Raw genomic sequence first — 14,672 nt, forward strand, 5'->3', positions numbered from 1 at the left:
GCGCCGCGTGTCGGCGCTGCGCCCCCCTCCTGTTCGGAGCCGCCTTCCTCAGTGTCCGACGGTCTGCTTGCGCCTTGCCATCAGGTTCAGCGCCTCGACCAGGGCGGAGAAGGCGATGGCGAAGTACAGGTAGCCCTTGGGAATGTGGAAGCCCAGGCCGTCCGCGACCAGTGCCACGCCGACCAGCAGCAGGAAGGACAGCGCCAGCATCTTCACCGTGGTGTGACGGTTGACGAAGTCGCCGACCGGGCCGGAGGCGAACAGCATCACCGCCATGGCGATGACTACGGCGGCGATCATCACCGGCAGGTGGTCGGACATGCCGACGGCGGTGATGACGCTGTCGAGCGAGAAGACGATGTCCAGAAACATGATTTGGACGACGACCGAGGTGAAGGTGGCGTGCTTGGGCGCCGTCCCCGTCTCCTCATGGCCTTCCACGGTGTGGTGGATCTCCAGCGTGCCCTTGGCCAGCAGGAACAGGCCGCCCAGGATCAGGATCAGATCGCGGCCCGACACCTCCCAGCCGAAGGCGGTGAACAGCGGCTGCGTCAGCTGCGCCACCCAGGCGATGGAAGCCAGCAGCATCAGCCGGGTCAGCAAGGCCAGCGCCAGGCCGATGCGGCGGGCGCTGTGCTGCCGTTCGGGTGGCAGCTTCGACGCCATGATCGAAATGAAGATGATGTTGTCGATGCCCAGCACGATCTCCAACGCGGTCAACGTCAGGAGGCTGGCCCAAATATTTGGGTCGGCAAGCAGGTCGAGCATGAAGGGCGGAACTCCGGCGGTCTGTGGACGCAGTCAAAGGGAAATGGTGCCGGCGCCGCAGGGCACCAGCTTGATCGCGACCACATGAGATCGAAGCCGCCCCGCTGCAAGAGGGGAAAAGGTTCGCTGCCGCCGGAAATCAAGTCATAGGCGGTTCGGCCGGGTCCGGGCCGGTCAGGTCGCAGGCCTGATCAGCTCAGATCAAGCAAGACGCGACCGCTCCGCCCGTCTGCCGTGGCGGGCGTCCGGCCGAAGGCGCCCCGGCCGGTGCCGTCCCGCGCACTCCAGGCCCGGCGTCGCACGGCCATCTGCAGCCGGCAATCCTGTGAGCAATAGCGCGGCGCCGGGCCGCGCGTGGATGTGCGGATGAATGGCCGGCCGCAGCAGGCGCAATAGAGGGTGGTCATGGGCGTTTCCTCCGCAAAAGGGCGGCCGTTCGATCCGGCCTTGCCCCCCAAGCCGCGGGGTGGAACCGGCCCCGCGGCTTTGTCGCTGTTGGTTTCATTGTGTCGGCCATGCCCGGCCCCCGCCACCGGTAAAAAGACATGATTGGCGGGCAGCGGGCCTGCAGTGGCCGCGAAACCGTTGCGGATGCAATCGTTTAGCGACGAAAACGCGTCAATTCGACGCTGGCGGCGGGGCTGGCGTCTTTCAAAGGTGGCGTCGCGGGCCTATCTCTTCCGCTTGATCCATAATCCGGAAAGACGAGACGCGATGACGCTGAGACGCCTCGCCACCTTCCTGAAGACCGAAAGCGCCAGCGGCGTGGTTCTGATGATTGCGGCGCTCCTCGCCCTGTTGTGGGCGAATTCGCCGGCGGCCCCGCTGTATGACGCGATCCTGGCGATGAAGGTTGCGGTGACGGCCGGCGGCGTCGGTTTGGACAAGCCGCTGATCCTGTGGATCAACGACGGGCTGATGGCGATCTTCTTCCTGCTGGTCGGGCTGGAGATCAAGCGGGAGGTTCTGGACGGCGAACTGTCGAGCCCGGCCAAGGCGATGCTTCCGGGCATCGCGGCCTTGGGCGGTATGGCGGTCCCCGCCCTGGTCTATTGCCTGTTCGCGCAGGCGGAGCCGGGTGCCCTGCAGGGCTGGGCCATTCCGGCGGCGACCGACATCGCCTTCGCGCTCGGCGTGCTGGCCCTGCTGGGCAACCGGGTGCCGGGCAGCCTGAGGGTCTTCCTGCTGGCGCTGGCGATCATGGACGATCTGGGCGCCATCGTGATCATCGCCATCTTCTACAGCCACGGGCTGGTGCCGCTGGCGCTCGCCCTGGCGGCGGCCTCCGCGCTGGGGCTCTGGCTGCTGAACCGGGCGGGTGTGCGGTCCTTGGCGCCCTATCTGGTGCTGGGGCTGGTGCTGTGGGTGTGCGTGTTGAAATCGGGCATCCATGCCACGCTGGCCGGCGTGGTGCTGGCCTTCGCCATCCCGCTCCGCGGTGCCGCCGGCGAACAGAGGGAGGCCGGGCGGGCGGAGGAGGAGGCGCCGCTTCATCGCCTGGAGCATGCGCTGCATCCCTGGGTCGCCTTTCTCATCATGCCGGTCTTCGCGCTGGCCAATGCCGGCGTGCCGCTGGACGGCATCACCCCGGCCAGCCTGCTGGAGCCGGTGCCGTTGGGCATCGCGCTGGGCCTGTTCCTGGGCAAGCAGGCGGGGGTGTTCCTGGCGGTCTGGATCGCCGTGCATGTCGGGGTGGTCGAGCGGCCGGCCCGCGCCAGTTGGAGCCAGGTCTATGGGGTCGCCGTGCTGACCGGCATCGGCTTCACCATGAGCCTGTTCATCGGCACGCTCGCCTTCGCCGATCCCCAGCATGCGGTCGCGGTGCGGCTGGGCGTGCTCACCGGCTCGCTGGCGTCGGCGGTGGTCGGGTACGCGCTGCTGTATGTCGCCGGCACGAGGCGGGTGGCGGTGGCTGTGCGCTGAGCAGGTTTCCCCAGCCCGCCCATCTGTGGGCGGAGTCCGAAAACCTGCTTGGGACTGTGGAACCCGCGCGGCCGTGGCGGGTTCTCCCCTTGCGGGAATTCGCGCGGCCGGCGCGGGACCGACAGATCGGGGGACATGCGATGATCGACGCCATCCGCACACGCCGACGCAGCGTCACGGAACCTCCCCCGCCGGGCGAGGCCCGCGACTCGGTTCCCATCGACTTCCAGCGGCTGGAGCGGCTGCGCCGCCTGTCTCGCCTGATGGACAGCCGTTGGCGCATTCCCTTCACCCGCATACCGGTCGGCCTGGACGGTATCGCCAGCCTGGTGCCGGTGGCGGGCGACACGGCGACCGCGGTGGTGTCCGCCTACATCATCCTGGAAGCCGCCCGCTTCGACCTGCCCAAGACGCTTCTGGCCCGCATGGCCTTCAACGTCGCGGTGGATTGGGCGCTCGGTTCCGTCCCGGTGATCGGCACGGTGTTCGACGTCGCCTTCAAGGCCAACCGGATGAACCTAGACCTGCTGCACGAGCATCTGGAGCAGCGTCTTGCCGGCGCCGCGGCGAGGCGGTAAGGCCGCGGCATCTGCGGTCTTGACGTGGATCAAGGCAGGGGCGGGAAGGCTGCGGCACTCTGTCGCTCATGAACGCCATCTCCGCCCCCCTGGCTCGCGCGGCCGTTTCGCCGGCCCCCGCCGCCCCGTCCCGTATCCATGGTGTCGATGCCGCGCTGCTCGCCAAGTATGACGGGCTGCGGGTGCCGCGTTACACCAGCTACCCGACCGCGCCGCACTTCACGCCCGAGGTGACCGGCGAGGTCTATGGCGGCTGGCTGGAGGCGGTCGAGCCGACGCGGTCCGGCTCGCTCTACCTGCATGTCCCCTTCTGCCAGAAGATGTGCTGGTACTGCGGCTGCCACACCAAGATTGTCGCGCGCTATGCCCCGATCGCCGAGTATCTCGGCCATATGCGGCGCGAGATCGCCATGGTGGCCGACCGCATTCCCGGCCGGCTGGCGGTGCGCCACATCCATTTCGGCGGCGGCACCCCGACCATGATGGCGCCCGACGATTTCGAGGCGATGATCGCGCTGCTGCGCTCGCGCTTCGACGTCGCCGCCGATGCCGAGCTGGCGGTGGAGATTGACCCCCGGACCCTGACGGCGGAGATGGCGGCGGCGCTGGGCCGCGCCGGGGTCAACCGCGCCTCGCTGGGCGTGCAGGATTTCGACGGCACCGTTCAGGAGGCGATCAACCGCGTCCAGCCGCGCGCCGTGACCGAGCAGGCACTGACCTGGTTGCAGGAGGCTGGCATCGCCAGCGTCAACCTCGACCTGATGTACGGCCTGCCGCACCAGTCGGTGGAGAGCGTCACCCGCTCCGCCGAAATCGCGCTGGAGATGGCGCCCGACCGGCTGTCGGTCTTCGGCTATGCCCATGTGCCGTGGATGAAGACCCACCAGAAGAAGATCGACGAGTCGGTGCTGGCCGACTCGCTCGGCCGCTGGGAACAGTTCGCCGCCATCGCCGACACGCTGTCGGCCGCCGGCTACAGCGCCATCGGCCTCGACCATTTCGCCCGTCCCGGCGACGAGCTGGCGGTGCAGCAGGAGGAAGGGCGGCTGGGCCGCAACTTCCAGGGCTACACCACCGACGATGCCGAGGTGCTGCTGGGCTTCGGCGCATCCTCCATCGGCGCGCTGCCGCAGGGCTATGTCCAGAACGCCGTCCCCTTCGACCAGTACGCCACCGTCGTCGAGGAAGGACGCCTGCCCACCGGCAAGGGCATCGCGCTGACCGACGACGACCGGCTGCGCCGCGACCTGATCATGCGGCTGATGTGTGACCTGTCGGTCGACACCGCCGCCGTCGCCCGCGCCCATGGGCTGAGCGAGGACGCCTTCGAGCCGGAGCTGGCCGGCATGGCCGATCTGGTCGCCGACGGCGTCGCGGTGGTGGAGGGCCGGCGCGTCCATGTGCCGGAAAGCGCCCGCCCCCTGATGCGCATCGTCGCCGCCCGCTTCGATACCCACCTGTCCAAGGGCGCCGGACGGCATAGCCGGGCGATTTGAGGCCGGTTGATTTGAAGGCGGCGGGGCCTCTCCGCCGGTATCCCTGAAAAGAAAAGGCGGCCGGCGCCACCCGCCGACCGCCTTTTCCCGTGCCGCGCATCCGAACCCACAAGGCTACGCGGCAACCTCGTTGATGCCCTGCATCAATGTCCGCAGCATGTCGCCGCTGAGGCGGTTGGAGGTCACGCCGCCCGTCTGCTGCTGCGTGCCACCGCCATAGGCGGCCTTCTTCTCCTCCTCCGAGACATAGCCGTCCTGGTTGGTGTCCAGCGGGTCGTAGCTGGTCGTGCCGCCCGCAGCCGCCGTGCCGCCCGAGGCCGACGACGACGAAGAGGAGGAAGAGGCCGAAGAGGATGCGGTCGACGTGCTGGCCGTGCTGCCGGAAGTGCTGTCCGAACTGTCGGCGGTGCTGCTGTCGTTGGCGGGCGGCGGCGGGGGCGGCGGACGGTTGGCCTCGGCCTCCTTCAGCGCGCTGGTCAACTCGTCTTCCGAGACCGATCCGTCCTCGTCGCTGTCGAGGCTGCTGAACAGCGACGAGGCATCGGTGTCGGTCTGCCCGGAGGAGGTCAGGGCCGAGGTCAACTCATCCTCGCTGATACCGCCGCTGCTGTCACTGTCCAGGCTGGAATAGAGGTTTTGGGTGGACTGCTGCTGCATGGTGCTCGCCTGCTCCTGCGCCGCCAGCAGGGTGCTGCCGCTGGCATAGTCGAACTGGCTGGAGAAGGAGCTGAACTCCGTCGCGTTGAGCGATCCGTCCTTGTCGCTGTCCAGGCTGCTGACCAGACTGTCGACCGCCGAGGAGAGCTTGGAACTGTCGGACGAGGCCGAGGTGCCCTCGAGCGAACTCAGCAGCTCGTCCTTGGACAGCGACGAATCGCTGTTGGCATCCGCCTTGGAGAAGAATTTCTGAAGCGTCGCTGCGCTGCTGGAACTGCCGAGGGAGGAAATCATGGCCGGATGTCCCCATGAGGTGCGCGGTCGTTATGGACTGCCGTCTGGCGCGGACGTCCTGCGACTGGAGGCCTGGGGGGCTCGTCTCGGGCGTCTCGATGGTCAAGATACGCGGAGCCGGGGCGGAGTCCTGCGCGGGGCGGATGTGGAAAAGATCGGGTTTCCGACAAATTTCCAGACCCGGGCCGTCCGTCCCAAAAAGCGCATGGCGACCCTGGTTGCGCTGCGGTGGCGAAGAGGTCCCCGCCTCCTGTATGGTCGCGCCGAAGGTCCACGGCCTTTCCCCGGCCCCCTTCGGCCTTCTGCCAAGCACCGATCCCTTCAAGGTGAGCGATGATCCGGCGTGTGCGTACCCTTCCGCTGATGGTGGCCCTGACCGTGCTGGCGGTCCCCGGCTGCATGCCGTATCAGCGCATCCCCAATCCGCCGGCCGTGCGCACCGCACCCGACACCGGGACCGGGCTCGAGCCGATCTATGGGGAATGGCAGGTGGACAAGCCGACCCCGCTCCGTGCACAGCCTTCCGCCGGATCGGCTGTCGTCGCCACGCTGGGGACCGGGCAGGCGGTGAGCACGCTGGGCAGGGTGCGCAACAGCGACTGGGTCGCGGTGAAGGCCGGCGGCTCCACCGCCTATGTCCGGCTGCATCTGCTGAGCTTGAAGGGCAGCACGCCGCGCGGCAGCCGCGGCACCTCCACCACCCTGGCGAAGCCGGCCGACAATGCCGGCCCGACCATCAAGGCCGCCCCACGCGGCAAGATCGGCGCCACCCCGATCGCCAATTGATCGGGCGCCAACCGATCCGGCCGCTTCCGGGCATCCGACGGGACAGGAGTCTCAGACTCCCCCTCGACAAGGCTTCGTGATAGAACATATCAGGAACATATGCCTGTCGAGAGGAGCCGGGTCATGAGCCTGGTCATGCCTGCCCTGCCGCCTTCTTCCATCCCCGCGGAGGTTGCGCCGCGCGACCGCGCCGGCGTGCTGGCCGATCTGCGGGCGCGCATCCGGCGGATGGAGGGAGCGGGCGGGGAGGGGGGGCGGACCCTGCCGTTCGGAATCGGGCCGATCGACGCCCATCTGCCCGACGGCGGCCTGCCGCTGGGCTGCCTGCATGCGGTGGCGTCGGAGGAACCGGGGGCGGGCACCGGCTTCGCCGCGGTTCTGCTGGCCCGGCTGGCGACGCCGAAGGCCCCGGCCCTGTGGATCCTGCGTGGGCGCGACCTCTATGCCCCCGGTCTGGCGGCCTATGGGCTGACGCCGGACCGGTTGCTGGCGGTGCGGGCGGTGCGGACGGCCGACGCGCTGTGGGCGATGGAGGAGGCGCTGCGCTGCTCCGCCCTGTCGGCGGTGCTGGGCGAAGTGTCGGGGCTGAGCCTGACCGCGAGCCGTCGGCTGCAACTCGCCGCCGAGTCGTCGGGCGTGACCGGCCTCCTGCTGGATTTGGAGGCAGGGGCGCTATCGGGCAGACGGGGGGGTGGCCGAGCGGATGGCCGGCGGCCGGAAGAACTGAGCGCCGCGGTCACCCGCTGGCGTCTGGACACCGCACCCAGCCTGGATGAAGAGAATGTTACGTTCCCGCGCCCGGCCGGAGGCGGCCTGCCGGGGTTGGGGGAGCCGCGCTGGACCGTCGCGCTGGAGCGCTGCCGGGGCGGGCGGCCGGGCCGCTGGACCCTCTCCTGGGATGGAGAGGGCTGGCACGAGGCCGAAGACGACCTCGTACGGAGCGGCGAAGACCGGCGGATCCTTTGGCCGACGTCCGACAAGCGACATGATCCTGTGTCGGATCTTCGCCCGGCGGCTGCCGGCCGCTAGGGGCAGGTCAGTAGCTGGCGGCCCAGTCGGGTTCGCGGCGGGCCGGCTGTTCCGACCCCTCCGGGTCGGTCATCCAGCGCGGATCGTCCGCGTGAAGCGGCAGCTGGCGGGCGAATTCCGCGCTGTCGGCATCGCGGCGCTGCTTCAGCAGGCGGTCGGCAAGGTGGGCGGGCAGCATGGCAGGTCTCCTTCTGAGCGCCGGATGGCACCGTGGGGCAGCCTGACAAGGCCGTTCCCGAGCCCACCCGTCGTCCTGTTTGCCTGGATTATGGATACGCAAGTTCCAGGCCAGCTGTTAAACGCGTCACACGAGGTCCATGACACACGACTAACTCTCTACAAACGGTTTATACGAACACACTTGAACCCACATGAACTCGGATGACACGGGGGGATCTGTCGTACGCGCCGTGGCGGCGACCGCATTCCGATCCGCGATCGTCGCCATCAGTATGAGATGTGTTTCCTTCCGCGCCGTTCCAACCCATATTCGCGGCCAATCCCCTTCAAGGAATACGTACCTCCCATGCACAGTGCCCCCGCACCCGACCTCTGCCCGAACTGCCTGAAACCTGATCACCTGTGCATTTGCGAGGCAGTTCAGCCCATCGACAACGGCGTTTTCCTGCTGATCCTGCAGCACCCGCAGGAAAAGCGGGAGAATCTGGGCACCGCCCAGATCGCCCATCTGCAGTTCGCCAATTCGATGGTGAAGGTCGGGCTGAGCTGGCCGGGCCTGAAGCGCATCCTGGGGCGGGAGGTCGATCCCAAGCGCTGGGGCGTGCTCTATCTCGGCCCGGTCAAGGAGGGCGGCGGCCCGCGGCCGGAGGTGGCCGCGGTCGACCGGGATGGCGTGCCGCTGCGCGACAGCGCCCAGATCCTGGACGACCTGGAGGGCGTCATCGTCCTGGACGGCACCTGGAGCCAGGCCAAGACCCTGTGGTGGCGCAATGCGTGGCTGCTGAAATGCCGCCGCATCGTGCTGAACCCGCAGTTCCGCTCGCTCTATGGGCAAGCGCGCAAGGAGCCGCGGCGCGACAGCGTCTCCACCCTGGAGGCCGGGGCCTTCCTGCTGTCGCGGCTGGAGAGCGACAAGACGATCCTCGACACCGCGCTGAAGCCCTTCTCGCTGCTGCTGAAGAAGCTGCGCCAGCCCCGCCCGCGCCCGGTGCCGACGGGCGACTCCACCGGGGGCGAGGGGGACGGCGAGGAGGCCGGCGGCGGCGAGGGCTGACCCCCTTCGGCGCACCTCCTTCGATCGGCGGCGCGGCTGCAACCAACCGGTGGCGGCGCCGTTGATGTGGGTGAGAGGCCGGTGCCGAACCGGCCGAAACACCGCGCAACATGGAAGGAGACGCGCCATGCGAGGCATTCTGCTGTGGCTGGTCGGTATCCCGATCCCCATCATCATCCTGCTGTACCTGTTCAACGTCTTCTGATCGCGGCTGCTGGTGAATGATTGCCGGCGAATGATCGTCTGCGAACGGTTGCCGGGTTGACGGGGGCGCGGCGCGGGGTGCCAAATGCGGCCCGATCCCCCGCGCTTCCCCCCCCTGCAACCGGACGAGAGTAGAGATGGCCAGCGATTTCGTTCCCTTCGGCCTGACCGTCTGCGGTCTCAGCGAGCTCTGCAATTTCGGCGGCGGCAAGGTCAGCCATGTGCTGTCCATCCTCGACCCCGAGATCGCGGAGCCGAGCGACTTCGGCGATTACGGCGAGCATGAGCGGCTGGAGCTGCGTTTCCATGACGTGATCGAGCCGACCCGCGGTCAGATCGCGCCGGAGCGGGCCGACGTCGAACGCATCCTGGCCTTCGGCCGCGACCTGCTGGCCGACCCGGTGGACTGCCGCCACCTGCTGGTCCATTGCCATGCCGGGGTGTCGCGTTCCACCGCCGCGCTGACCATGATCCTGGCCCAGGCCCGGCCCGAGCGCCCGGCAGCCGACGCGGTGGCCGCCGTGGTCGCCATCCGCGACAAGACCTGGCCCAACCTGCGCATGATCGAATTCGCCGACGACATCCTCGGGCGCCGCGGCGAACTGGTCGCCGCCGTGCGCCGCCGCCATTTCACGCTGGGCAAGCAGCGGCCGGAGCTGGTCCAGTTCATGATCGACAACGGCCGCATCCGCGAAGTCGAGGATCTGATCGACTGAAAATCCTCCGTCGATTTTTCTTCGACTCAGCGCAGCGGCGCGGTCACCACGTCGACCGAGGTTTCGGCAACCGTGCCGGCGACATCCACCGCGGTGCCGGCGAGGCTGGCGACGCCGCTGGCCACGCCGGTAACGGCGCCGCAGCCGCCCAGCAGCAGCAGGGAAAGGCAGGGAAGAAGGTGGCGCAACGGGGACCGGCGGGACATGGAACGTGCTCCTGAAACGAAATCGGTGGGAATTGCAGCACGCAATTCCCACCGATTCGTTAATTCAGGCTTTTAGCGAAAAGGCCGGCTTCGCCGGGCGTCCGCTCAGAACTCCTTCCAATCGTCGTCGTCGCTGACGCTGTGCTTCAGCACCGGGACCGCCGCCGCACCGCCGCGCGCCGCGGCGTCCGGGCGTCCGGCCGGCTTGGCGGCGGTGGTGTGGGCAGTATGTGCGGTGCCGCCGCGGGCGGCGGGCTTCGCCGCAGGCTTGGCGGCCGTGCCGCGGACCGGGGCCGGGGCGCGGCGAGCCGGGGCGGCCTGTTGATAAGCGGTTGCCGCAGCCATCATCGGGCGCGGGGCGGCATAGCCGGCACCCGCCGCCTGATCGAACTTGAAGAAGCCGACCAGCGACTTCAGGTCACCAGCCTGCCCGCTCATCGCCTGGGCGGCGGCGGTGGTTTCCTCCACCAGGGCGGCGTTCTTCTGCGTCATCTCGTCCATGTTGGCGACGGTCGAGTTGATCTCGTCCAGCGCGGTCGCCTGCTCGGCCGAGGCGGACGCCATCTCGGCGATCAGGGTCGCCACCTGCTGCACGCCCGACACGATGCCGTCCAGCGCCTGGCCGGCCTTGCTGACCAGCTCGACCCCGTCCTTGACCTGGGCGTCGCTGTCCAGGATCAGGCCCTTGATCTCCTTCGACGCCTGGGCGGAGCGCTGGGCGAGCTGCCGCACCTCCTGCGCCACCACGGCGAAGCCGCGGCCGGCGTCGCCGGCGCGTGCCGCCTCGACCGCCGCGTTCAGCGCCAGCAGGTTGGTCTGGAAGGCGATCTCGTCGATGACGCCGATGATGTCGGTGATCTTGCGGCTCGATTCCTCGATGCGGCGCATCGCCTCGATGGCGGAATCGGCGACGCCGCCGCCGGATTCGGCGGAGCTGCGGGCCTGGGTCGCCATCACGTTGGCGCGCTGGGCGTTGTCGGCGTTGGAGCGCACCGTCGCCCCCAGCTGTTCCATGCTGGCCGCGGTCTCCTCCAGCGAGGAGGCCTGCTGCTCGGTCCGGTCTGCGAGGTCGGAGGAGCCCAGCGACACCTCCGCGGCGGCGGCGGCAATGGTCTCCGCCGCCTGGGTGATCTGGCCGACGATGTCGGCCAGCCGGGTGGAGGTGGCGTTGACGTCGGTCTTCACCCGCTCGAAGGCGCCCTGGTAGTCGCGGCTGACGCGGCGGTTCAGGTCGCCCTGGGCCAGCGCGCTCAGCACCTCGCCCAGATCGGCGATGACAGACTCCACCGTGTCGGTCAGGCGGTTGATGCCCTCCGACATCGTCCGGTAGAAGCCGTCCTTGCCGCCGAGATCGATGCGGCGCTCCAGATTGCCCTTCGACACCGCGTCGATCAGCGTGGCGATTTCCTCGCCGATGGCCTGTTCGCGGGCGCGCTGGGCCTCGGCGGCGCGGCGTTCGGCCTCCAGCCGCTCGCGTTCCGCCTCGTCCATCCGCTTCTTCTCGACGGCGTTCTCCTTGAACACCAACACCGCCCTGGCCATCCGGCCGATCTCGTCGCGGTTCTCCAGCGCCGGGACGTCGACGCTCAGGTTGCCGGCGGCCAGGTCGGTCATGGTCCCGGTCATGTCGACCACCGGGCGGACGATGGAGCGCGCGGTGACGAGCGCGATCAGGATGCCGATGGCGAAGGCCCCCACCGCCATGCCGATCAGCAGGGTGGAGGTGTTTTCCATGTCGGTCTGCGCGTTGGTCAGCGTCGCATTGCGCACGTCGGCCTGCGAGGCGATGGTCTTGGCCACCAGATCGGCGAACTCCTCCGCCTGGGTGACCATGGTGACGAAGGCCAGCGCCTGGGCATCGGCGACCGCCGTGACCAGCCGGTTGAAACCTTCCAGATAGCGGGTGGCGGTCTGCACCGACTCCTCGGCGGAGCGCTTCTGCACCGGGTCGGCCAGGCGCGCGGCGAGTGCGGCGGCCGACTTGATGAAGCCGTCGATGCGGGTGCGGACCTCCTCGATGGCTTTCGGCGTCGGATCGGTCAGGAAGCGCTGGGCGCTGAGACGGGCGAGGACCAGCAGTTCCAGCGACTGGCCGGCATGGGCGGCGGATTCGAAATCGCCGGCGGCGATGGCGGCGGCGATCACCTGCCCCAACCCCTCGCGCGCCTTCAGGCCCAGCGGAACCAATTCGTCCGCTACCAGCCGGTCGCGCTGTTCGCGCAGCGTGATCAGCTTGCCGAAATTGGCGCCATAGCCGTCCAACTGCTGGATCATGCGGTCGAGGTTGCTGCGGCGGCCGGGATCCTGGGTGGCGTCGCGAACGGTGCGCAGCCCCTCGCCCAGCGTCTTCAGCTGCGCCCGGACCGGCTCGATCAGGGCGTTGTTGCCGGAAAAGGAGTAGTTGACCGCGTTGCGGCGCACGTCCGACACCGTGCCGTCGATATCGGCGAGGCTCAGCGAATTGTCGGAAATCGACGCGTAGCGGGCGAAGCCCCCTTCCACCGTCGACAGCGACCGGATGCCCAACGCGGCCACCAGGACAAGGAGGGCGAGAATCAGCAGGAAGCCCACCTGGATGCGGGTGCCCACCTTGAAACGGCCGGCGAAGCTGGCGTTCTGCATGGTCAAATGCCTTGGTCTGCGGTGCGGATCGAACGCGATACGCCCGGGAGGGTAGTGGAAGATGGTTTCCAGTCCGTTGCCAGAATGTCGGGAAATGCGCCAAAGGCTTGCCAGAGCCGCGCCAAAATCGGGCCAATGTCGTGACGGGCCCCTTTGACGGCGCTGCATGGATCCCTAGGTTACGTCGCCTGACCGGCGGACTTCCGCCAATTCGGGCCGGTTCGCCGATGCAGCCGCCCACCCCGCGCCCCCCGCGAACGATAGAGACCGATGCGCCGCAGCCTTCCGCCCAGTCCCGATGACCGCGCCTTCACCCGCCCGACCGGAGAGTTGAGCGCGGCGATCCGCTCGCTCGGCCCTTATATCTGGCCGCGGGATTCGACCGAAACGCGGGTGCGGGTGGTGCTCGCCATGATCCTGCTGATCGGGTCGAAGATCGCCAACGTCTATGTGCCGATCTTCTACAAGCATGCGGTGGACGCGTTGACCCCCGCATCCGCAGTGGGCTCCATCCCCGATGCGGCCATCGCGATCCCCCTGGGGCTAATCGTCGCATACGGCCTTGCCCGCGTCACTTCGCTGATCTTCGCCGAACTGCGCGACGCGGTCTTCGCCGCGGTGGCGCAGCGGACCATCCGCAAGGTGGCGCTGTCGGTGTTCCGGCACCTGCATGCGCTGTCGCTGCGTTTCCATCTGGAGCGCCAGACCGGCGGCCTGACCCGTTCGCTGGAACGCGGCACGCGGGCCATCGAGGCCCTGCTGCGCTACACCCTGTTCTCGATCGTGCCGACGCTGGTGGAGATCGCGCTGGTCTGCGCCGTGCTGTGGAAGCTGTTCAGCGTCTGGTTCGCTCTCGCCACCTTCGTCACGGTGGTCGGCTACATCCTCTACACCTTCTTCGTGTCGGAATGGCGCATCCAGTTCCGCCGCCAGATGAACGACACCGACAGCAAGGCGAACACCAAGGCGATCGACAGCCTGCTGAACTACGAGACCGTCAAGTATTTCGGCAACGAGGAGCATGAGGCCCGGCGTTACGACGGCGCGCTCCAGGGTTACGAGAAGGCGGCGGTGCGCAGCCAGCAGAGCCTGTCGCTGCTGAATGTCGGGCAGTCGGCGATCATCTCGCTGGGGCTGGCGGTGGTGATGGGCATGGCGGCGAAGGGCATCGTCGACGGCACCATGTCGCTGGGCGACTTCGTCCTGGTGAACACCTACCTGCTGCAGCTCTACCAGCCGCTGAACTTCTTCGGCGTCGTCTACCGCGAGATCAAGCAGTCGCTGATCGACATCGAATCGATGGTGACGCTGCTGGCGGTGGACCGCGAGGTGGCCGACGCCCCCCATGCCCGGCCGCTGGCCGTCGAGGGGGCGGAGCTGCGCTTCGAGGATGTCGAGTTTGGCTACGACCCGCGCCGGCCGATCCTGAAGGGCGTCGGCTTCACCGTGCCGGCCGGCCGGACCGTGGCCATCGTCGGCCCGTCGGGCGCCGGCAAGTCGACCATCAGCCGGCTGCTGTTCCGTTTCTACGACGTCAATGGCGGCCGGGTGCTGATCGACGGGCAGGACATCCGCGACGTCACCCAGGCGTCGCTGCGCGCCTCCATCGGCATCGTCCCGCAGGACACCGTGCTGTTCAACGACACCGTCTTCTACAACATCGCCTATGGCCGCACCGGTGCCAGCCCGGCGGAGGTGGAGCGGGCCGCGAGGCTGGCCCACATCCACGACTTCATCATGGCTCTGCCCGACGGCTATCAGACCACGGTGGGGGAACGCGGGCTGAAGCTGTCCGGCGGCGAGAAGCAGCGAGTCGCCATCGCCCGCACCATCCTGAAGGATCCGGCGATCCTGCTGTTCGACGAGGCGACCAGTGCGCTCGACACCCACACCGAACGGGAAATCCAGGCCAACCTGCGCGAGGTCAGCCGCGGCCGGACCACGCTGGTGATCGCGCACCGGCTGTCCACCGTGATCGACGCCGACGAGATCCTGGTGCTGGAGGCCGGCCGGGTGATCGAACGCGGCCGCCATGCCGACCTGTTGGTCGCCCGCGGCGCCTATGCGGCGCTGTGGGCGCGGCAGCAGGAATCGAGCCAGGGGCCGACGCCGCTGCCCGGCGTGCTGGCGCCGACCTGACCGGGGCGGGGAGGGCACGT

General features: G+C 68.6%; 14 protein-coding genes. 8 read left to right on the top strand and 6 right to left on the bottom strand.

What is annotated here, in order from left to right; translation table 11 throughout:
* Positions 1-48: 48 nt before the first annotated feature.
* The gene (locus AL072_RS05540; protein ID WP_045581177.1) at positions 49-768 is read right to left on the bottom strand and encodes a TerC family protein; all 720 of its coding nucleotides are present in this window, start codon (positions 766-768) and stop codon (positions 49-51) included.
* 191 nt (positions 769-959) lie between these two features.
* Positions 960-1,175 (bottom strand): hypothetical protein, encoded by a 216-nt coding sequence (locus AL072_RS33260; RefSeq protein ID WP_082108846.1) that lies wholly within the window; start codon positions 1,173-1,175, stop codon positions 960-962.
* Positions 1,176-1,482: 307 nt separating this feature from the next.
* Between AL072_RS33260 and nhaA the strand changes: the two genes are divergently transcribed.
* The 3 genes from nhaA (at position 1,483) to hemN (ending at position 4,765) form a co-directional block, all read left to right on the top strand.
* Positions 1,483-2,691: a Na+/H+ antiporter NhaA gene (nhaA, locus tag AL072_RS05545; RefSeq protein ID WP_045581176.1), complete on the top strand. Its 1,209-nt coding sequence runs from the start codon at positions 1,483-1,485 to the stop codon at positions 2,689-2,691.
* 140 nt (positions 2,692-2,831) lie between these two features.
* Positions 2,832-3,269 (top strand): DUF4112 domain-containing protein, encoded by a 438-nt coding sequence (locus AL072_RS05550; protein ID WP_082108968.1) that lies wholly within the window; start codon positions 2,832-2,834, stop codon positions 3,267-3,269.
* Between the two features lie 68 nt (positions 3,270-3,337).
* Complete coding sequence (gene hemN, locus AL072_RS05555) at positions 3,338-4,765, top strand: oxygen-independent coproporphyrinogen III oxidase (RefSeq protein ID WP_082108845.1); 1,428 nt, start codon at positions 3,338-3,340, stop codon at positions 4,763-4,765.
* A 114-nt stretch (positions 4,766-4,879) separates the two neighbouring features.
* On the opposite strand, the gene AL072_RS05560 is transcribed toward hemN, so the two are convergent.
* Positions 4,880-5,716, bottom strand: a complete 837-nt coding sequence (locus AL072_RS05560; protein WP_052709931.1) for an EF-hand domain-containing protein — start codon at positions 5,714-5,716, stop codon at positions 4,880-4,882.
* 345 nt (positions 5,717-6,061) lie between these two features.
* Here AL072_RS05560 and AL072_RS05565 point away from each other — a divergent pair, with 345 nt between their 5' ends.
* Together AL072_RS05565 and AL072_RS34165 are read left to right on the top strand one after the other, a co-directional pair.
* Complete coding sequence (locus AL072_RS05565) at positions 6,062-6,502, top strand: SH3 domain-containing protein (protein ID WP_245636773.1); 441 nt, start codon at positions 6,062-6,064, stop codon at positions 6,500-6,502.
* Positions 6,503-6,625: 123 nt separating this feature from the next.
* Positions 6,626-7,531 carry an ImuA family protein gene (locus AL072_RS34165; RefSeq protein WP_245636774.1) on the top strand — a complete coding sequence of 302 codons (906 nt, stop codon included), beginning with the start codon at positions 6,626-6,628 and terminating at the stop codon, positions 7,529-7,531.
* Positions 7,532-7,538: 7 nt separating this feature from the next.
* Here AL072_RS34165 and AL072_RS35155 read toward each other — a convergent pair whose 3' ends face one another.
* Positions 7,539-7,709 carry a hypothetical protein gene (locus tag AL072_RS35155; protein ID WP_167543365.1) on the bottom strand — a complete coding sequence of 57 codons (171 nt, stop codon included), beginning with the start codon at positions 7,707-7,709 and terminating at the stop codon, positions 7,539-7,541.
* A gap of 348 nt (positions 7,710-8,057) precedes the next feature.
* On the opposite strand from AL072_RS35155, the gene AL072_RS05575 reads away from it, so the two are divergent.
* Complete coding sequence (locus AL072_RS05575; RefSeq protein WP_045581174.1) at positions 8,058-8,765, top strand: tRNA-uridine aminocarboxypropyltransferase; 708 nt, start codon at positions 8,058-8,060, stop codon at positions 8,763-8,765.
* A 341-nt stretch (positions 8,766-9,106) separates the two neighbouring features.
* On the top strand, positions 9,107-9,685 hold the full coding sequence (locus AL072_RS05580) for a tyrosine phosphatase family protein (protein ID WP_045581173.1): 579 nt from the start codon (positions 9,107-9,109) through the stop codon (positions 9,683-9,685).
* Between the two features lie 26 nt (positions 9,686-9,711).
* Here the strand turns inward: AL072_RS05580 and AL072_RS05585 are convergent, their stop codons facing one another.
* Together AL072_RS05585 and AL072_RS05590 are read right to left on the bottom strand one after the other, a co-directional pair.
* On the bottom strand, positions 9,712-9,891 hold the full coding sequence (locus AL072_RS05585; protein ID WP_045581172.1) for a hypothetical protein: 180 nt from the start codon (positions 9,889-9,891) through the stop codon (positions 9,712-9,714).
* A 105-nt stretch (positions 9,892-9,996) separates the two neighbouring features.
* Entirely contained in the window at positions 9,997-12,513 is a 2,517-nt protein-coding gene (locus AL072_RS05590) for a methyl-accepting chemotaxis protein (RefSeq protein WP_045582463.1), read from the bottom strand.
* A 270-nt stretch (positions 12,514-12,783) separates the two neighbouring features.
* On the opposite strand from AL072_RS05590, the gene AL072_RS05595 reads away from it, so the two are divergent.
* Positions 12,784-14,652 carry an ABCB family ABC transporter ATP-binding protein/permease gene (locus AL072_RS05595; RefSeq protein ID WP_045581171.1) on the top strand — a complete coding sequence of 623 codons (1,869 nt, stop codon included), beginning with the start codon at positions 12,784-12,786 and terminating at the stop codon, positions 14,650-14,652.
* Positions 14,653-14,672: the final 20 nt, after the last annotated feature.

The sequence above is a fragment of the Azospirillum thiophilum genome (genome assembly GCF_001305595.1).
GTDB classification, from domain to species: domain Bacteria; phylum Pseudomonadota; class Alphaproteobacteria; order Azospirillales; family Azospirillaceae; genus Azospirillum; species Azospirillum thiophilum.

Excerpts from the sequence above, each read along its gene's own strand:
- AL072_RS05540 (WP_045581177.1), bottom strand. The coding sequence starts at position 768 with ATGCTCGACCTGCTTGCCGACCCAAATATTTGGGCCAGCCTCCTGACG.
- AL072_RS05560 (WP_052709931.1), bottom strand. The coding sequence starts at position 5,716 with ATGATTTCCTCCCTCGGCAGTTCCAGCAGCGCAGCGACGCTTCAGAAA.
- AL072_RS34165 (WP_245636774.1), top strand. The coding sequence starts at position 6,626 with ATGAGCCTGGTCATGCCTGCCCTGCCGCCTTCTTCCATCCCCGCGGAG.
- AL072_RS05575 (WP_045581174.1), top strand. The coding sequence starts at position 8,058 with ATGCACAGTGCCCCCGCACCCGACCTCTGCCCGAACTGCCTGAAACCT.
- AL072_RS35155 (WP_167543365.1), bottom strand. The coding sequence starts at position 7,709 with ATGCTGCCCGCCCACCTTGCCGACCGCCTGCTGAAGCAGCGCCGCGAT.
- nhaA (WP_045581176.1), top strand. The coding sequence starts at position 1,483 with ATGACGCTGAGACGCCTCGCCACCTTCCTGAAGACCGAAAGCGCCAGC.
- AL072_RS05580 (WP_045581173.1), top strand. The coding sequence starts at position 9,107 with ATGGCCAGCGATTTCGTTCCCTTCGGCCTGACCGTCTGCGGTCTCAGC.
- AL072_RS05550 (WP_082108968.1), top strand. The coding sequence starts at position 2,832 with ATGATCGACGCCATCCGCACACGCCGACGCAGCGTCACGGAACCTCCC.
- AL072_RS05595 (WP_045581171.1), top strand. The coding sequence starts at position 12,784 with ATGCGCCGCAGCCTTCCGCCCAGTCCCGATGACCGCGCCTTCACCCGC.
- hemN (WP_082108845.1), top strand. The coding sequence starts at position 3,338 with ATGAACGCCATCTCCGCCCCCCTGGCTCGCGCGGCCGTTTCGCCGGCC.
- AL072_RS05585 (WP_045581172.1), bottom strand. The coding sequence starts at position 9,891 with ATGTCCCGCCGGTCCCCGTTGCGCCACCTTCTTCCCTGCCTTTCCCTG.
- AL072_RS05590 (WP_045582463.1), bottom strand. The coding sequence starts at position 12,513 with ATGCAGAACGCCAGCTTCGCCGGCCGTTTCAAGGTGGGCACCCGCATC.
- AL072_RS33260 (WP_082108846.1), bottom strand. The coding sequence starts at position 1,175 with ATGACCACCCTCTATTGCGCCTGCTGCGGCCGGCCATTCATCCGCACA.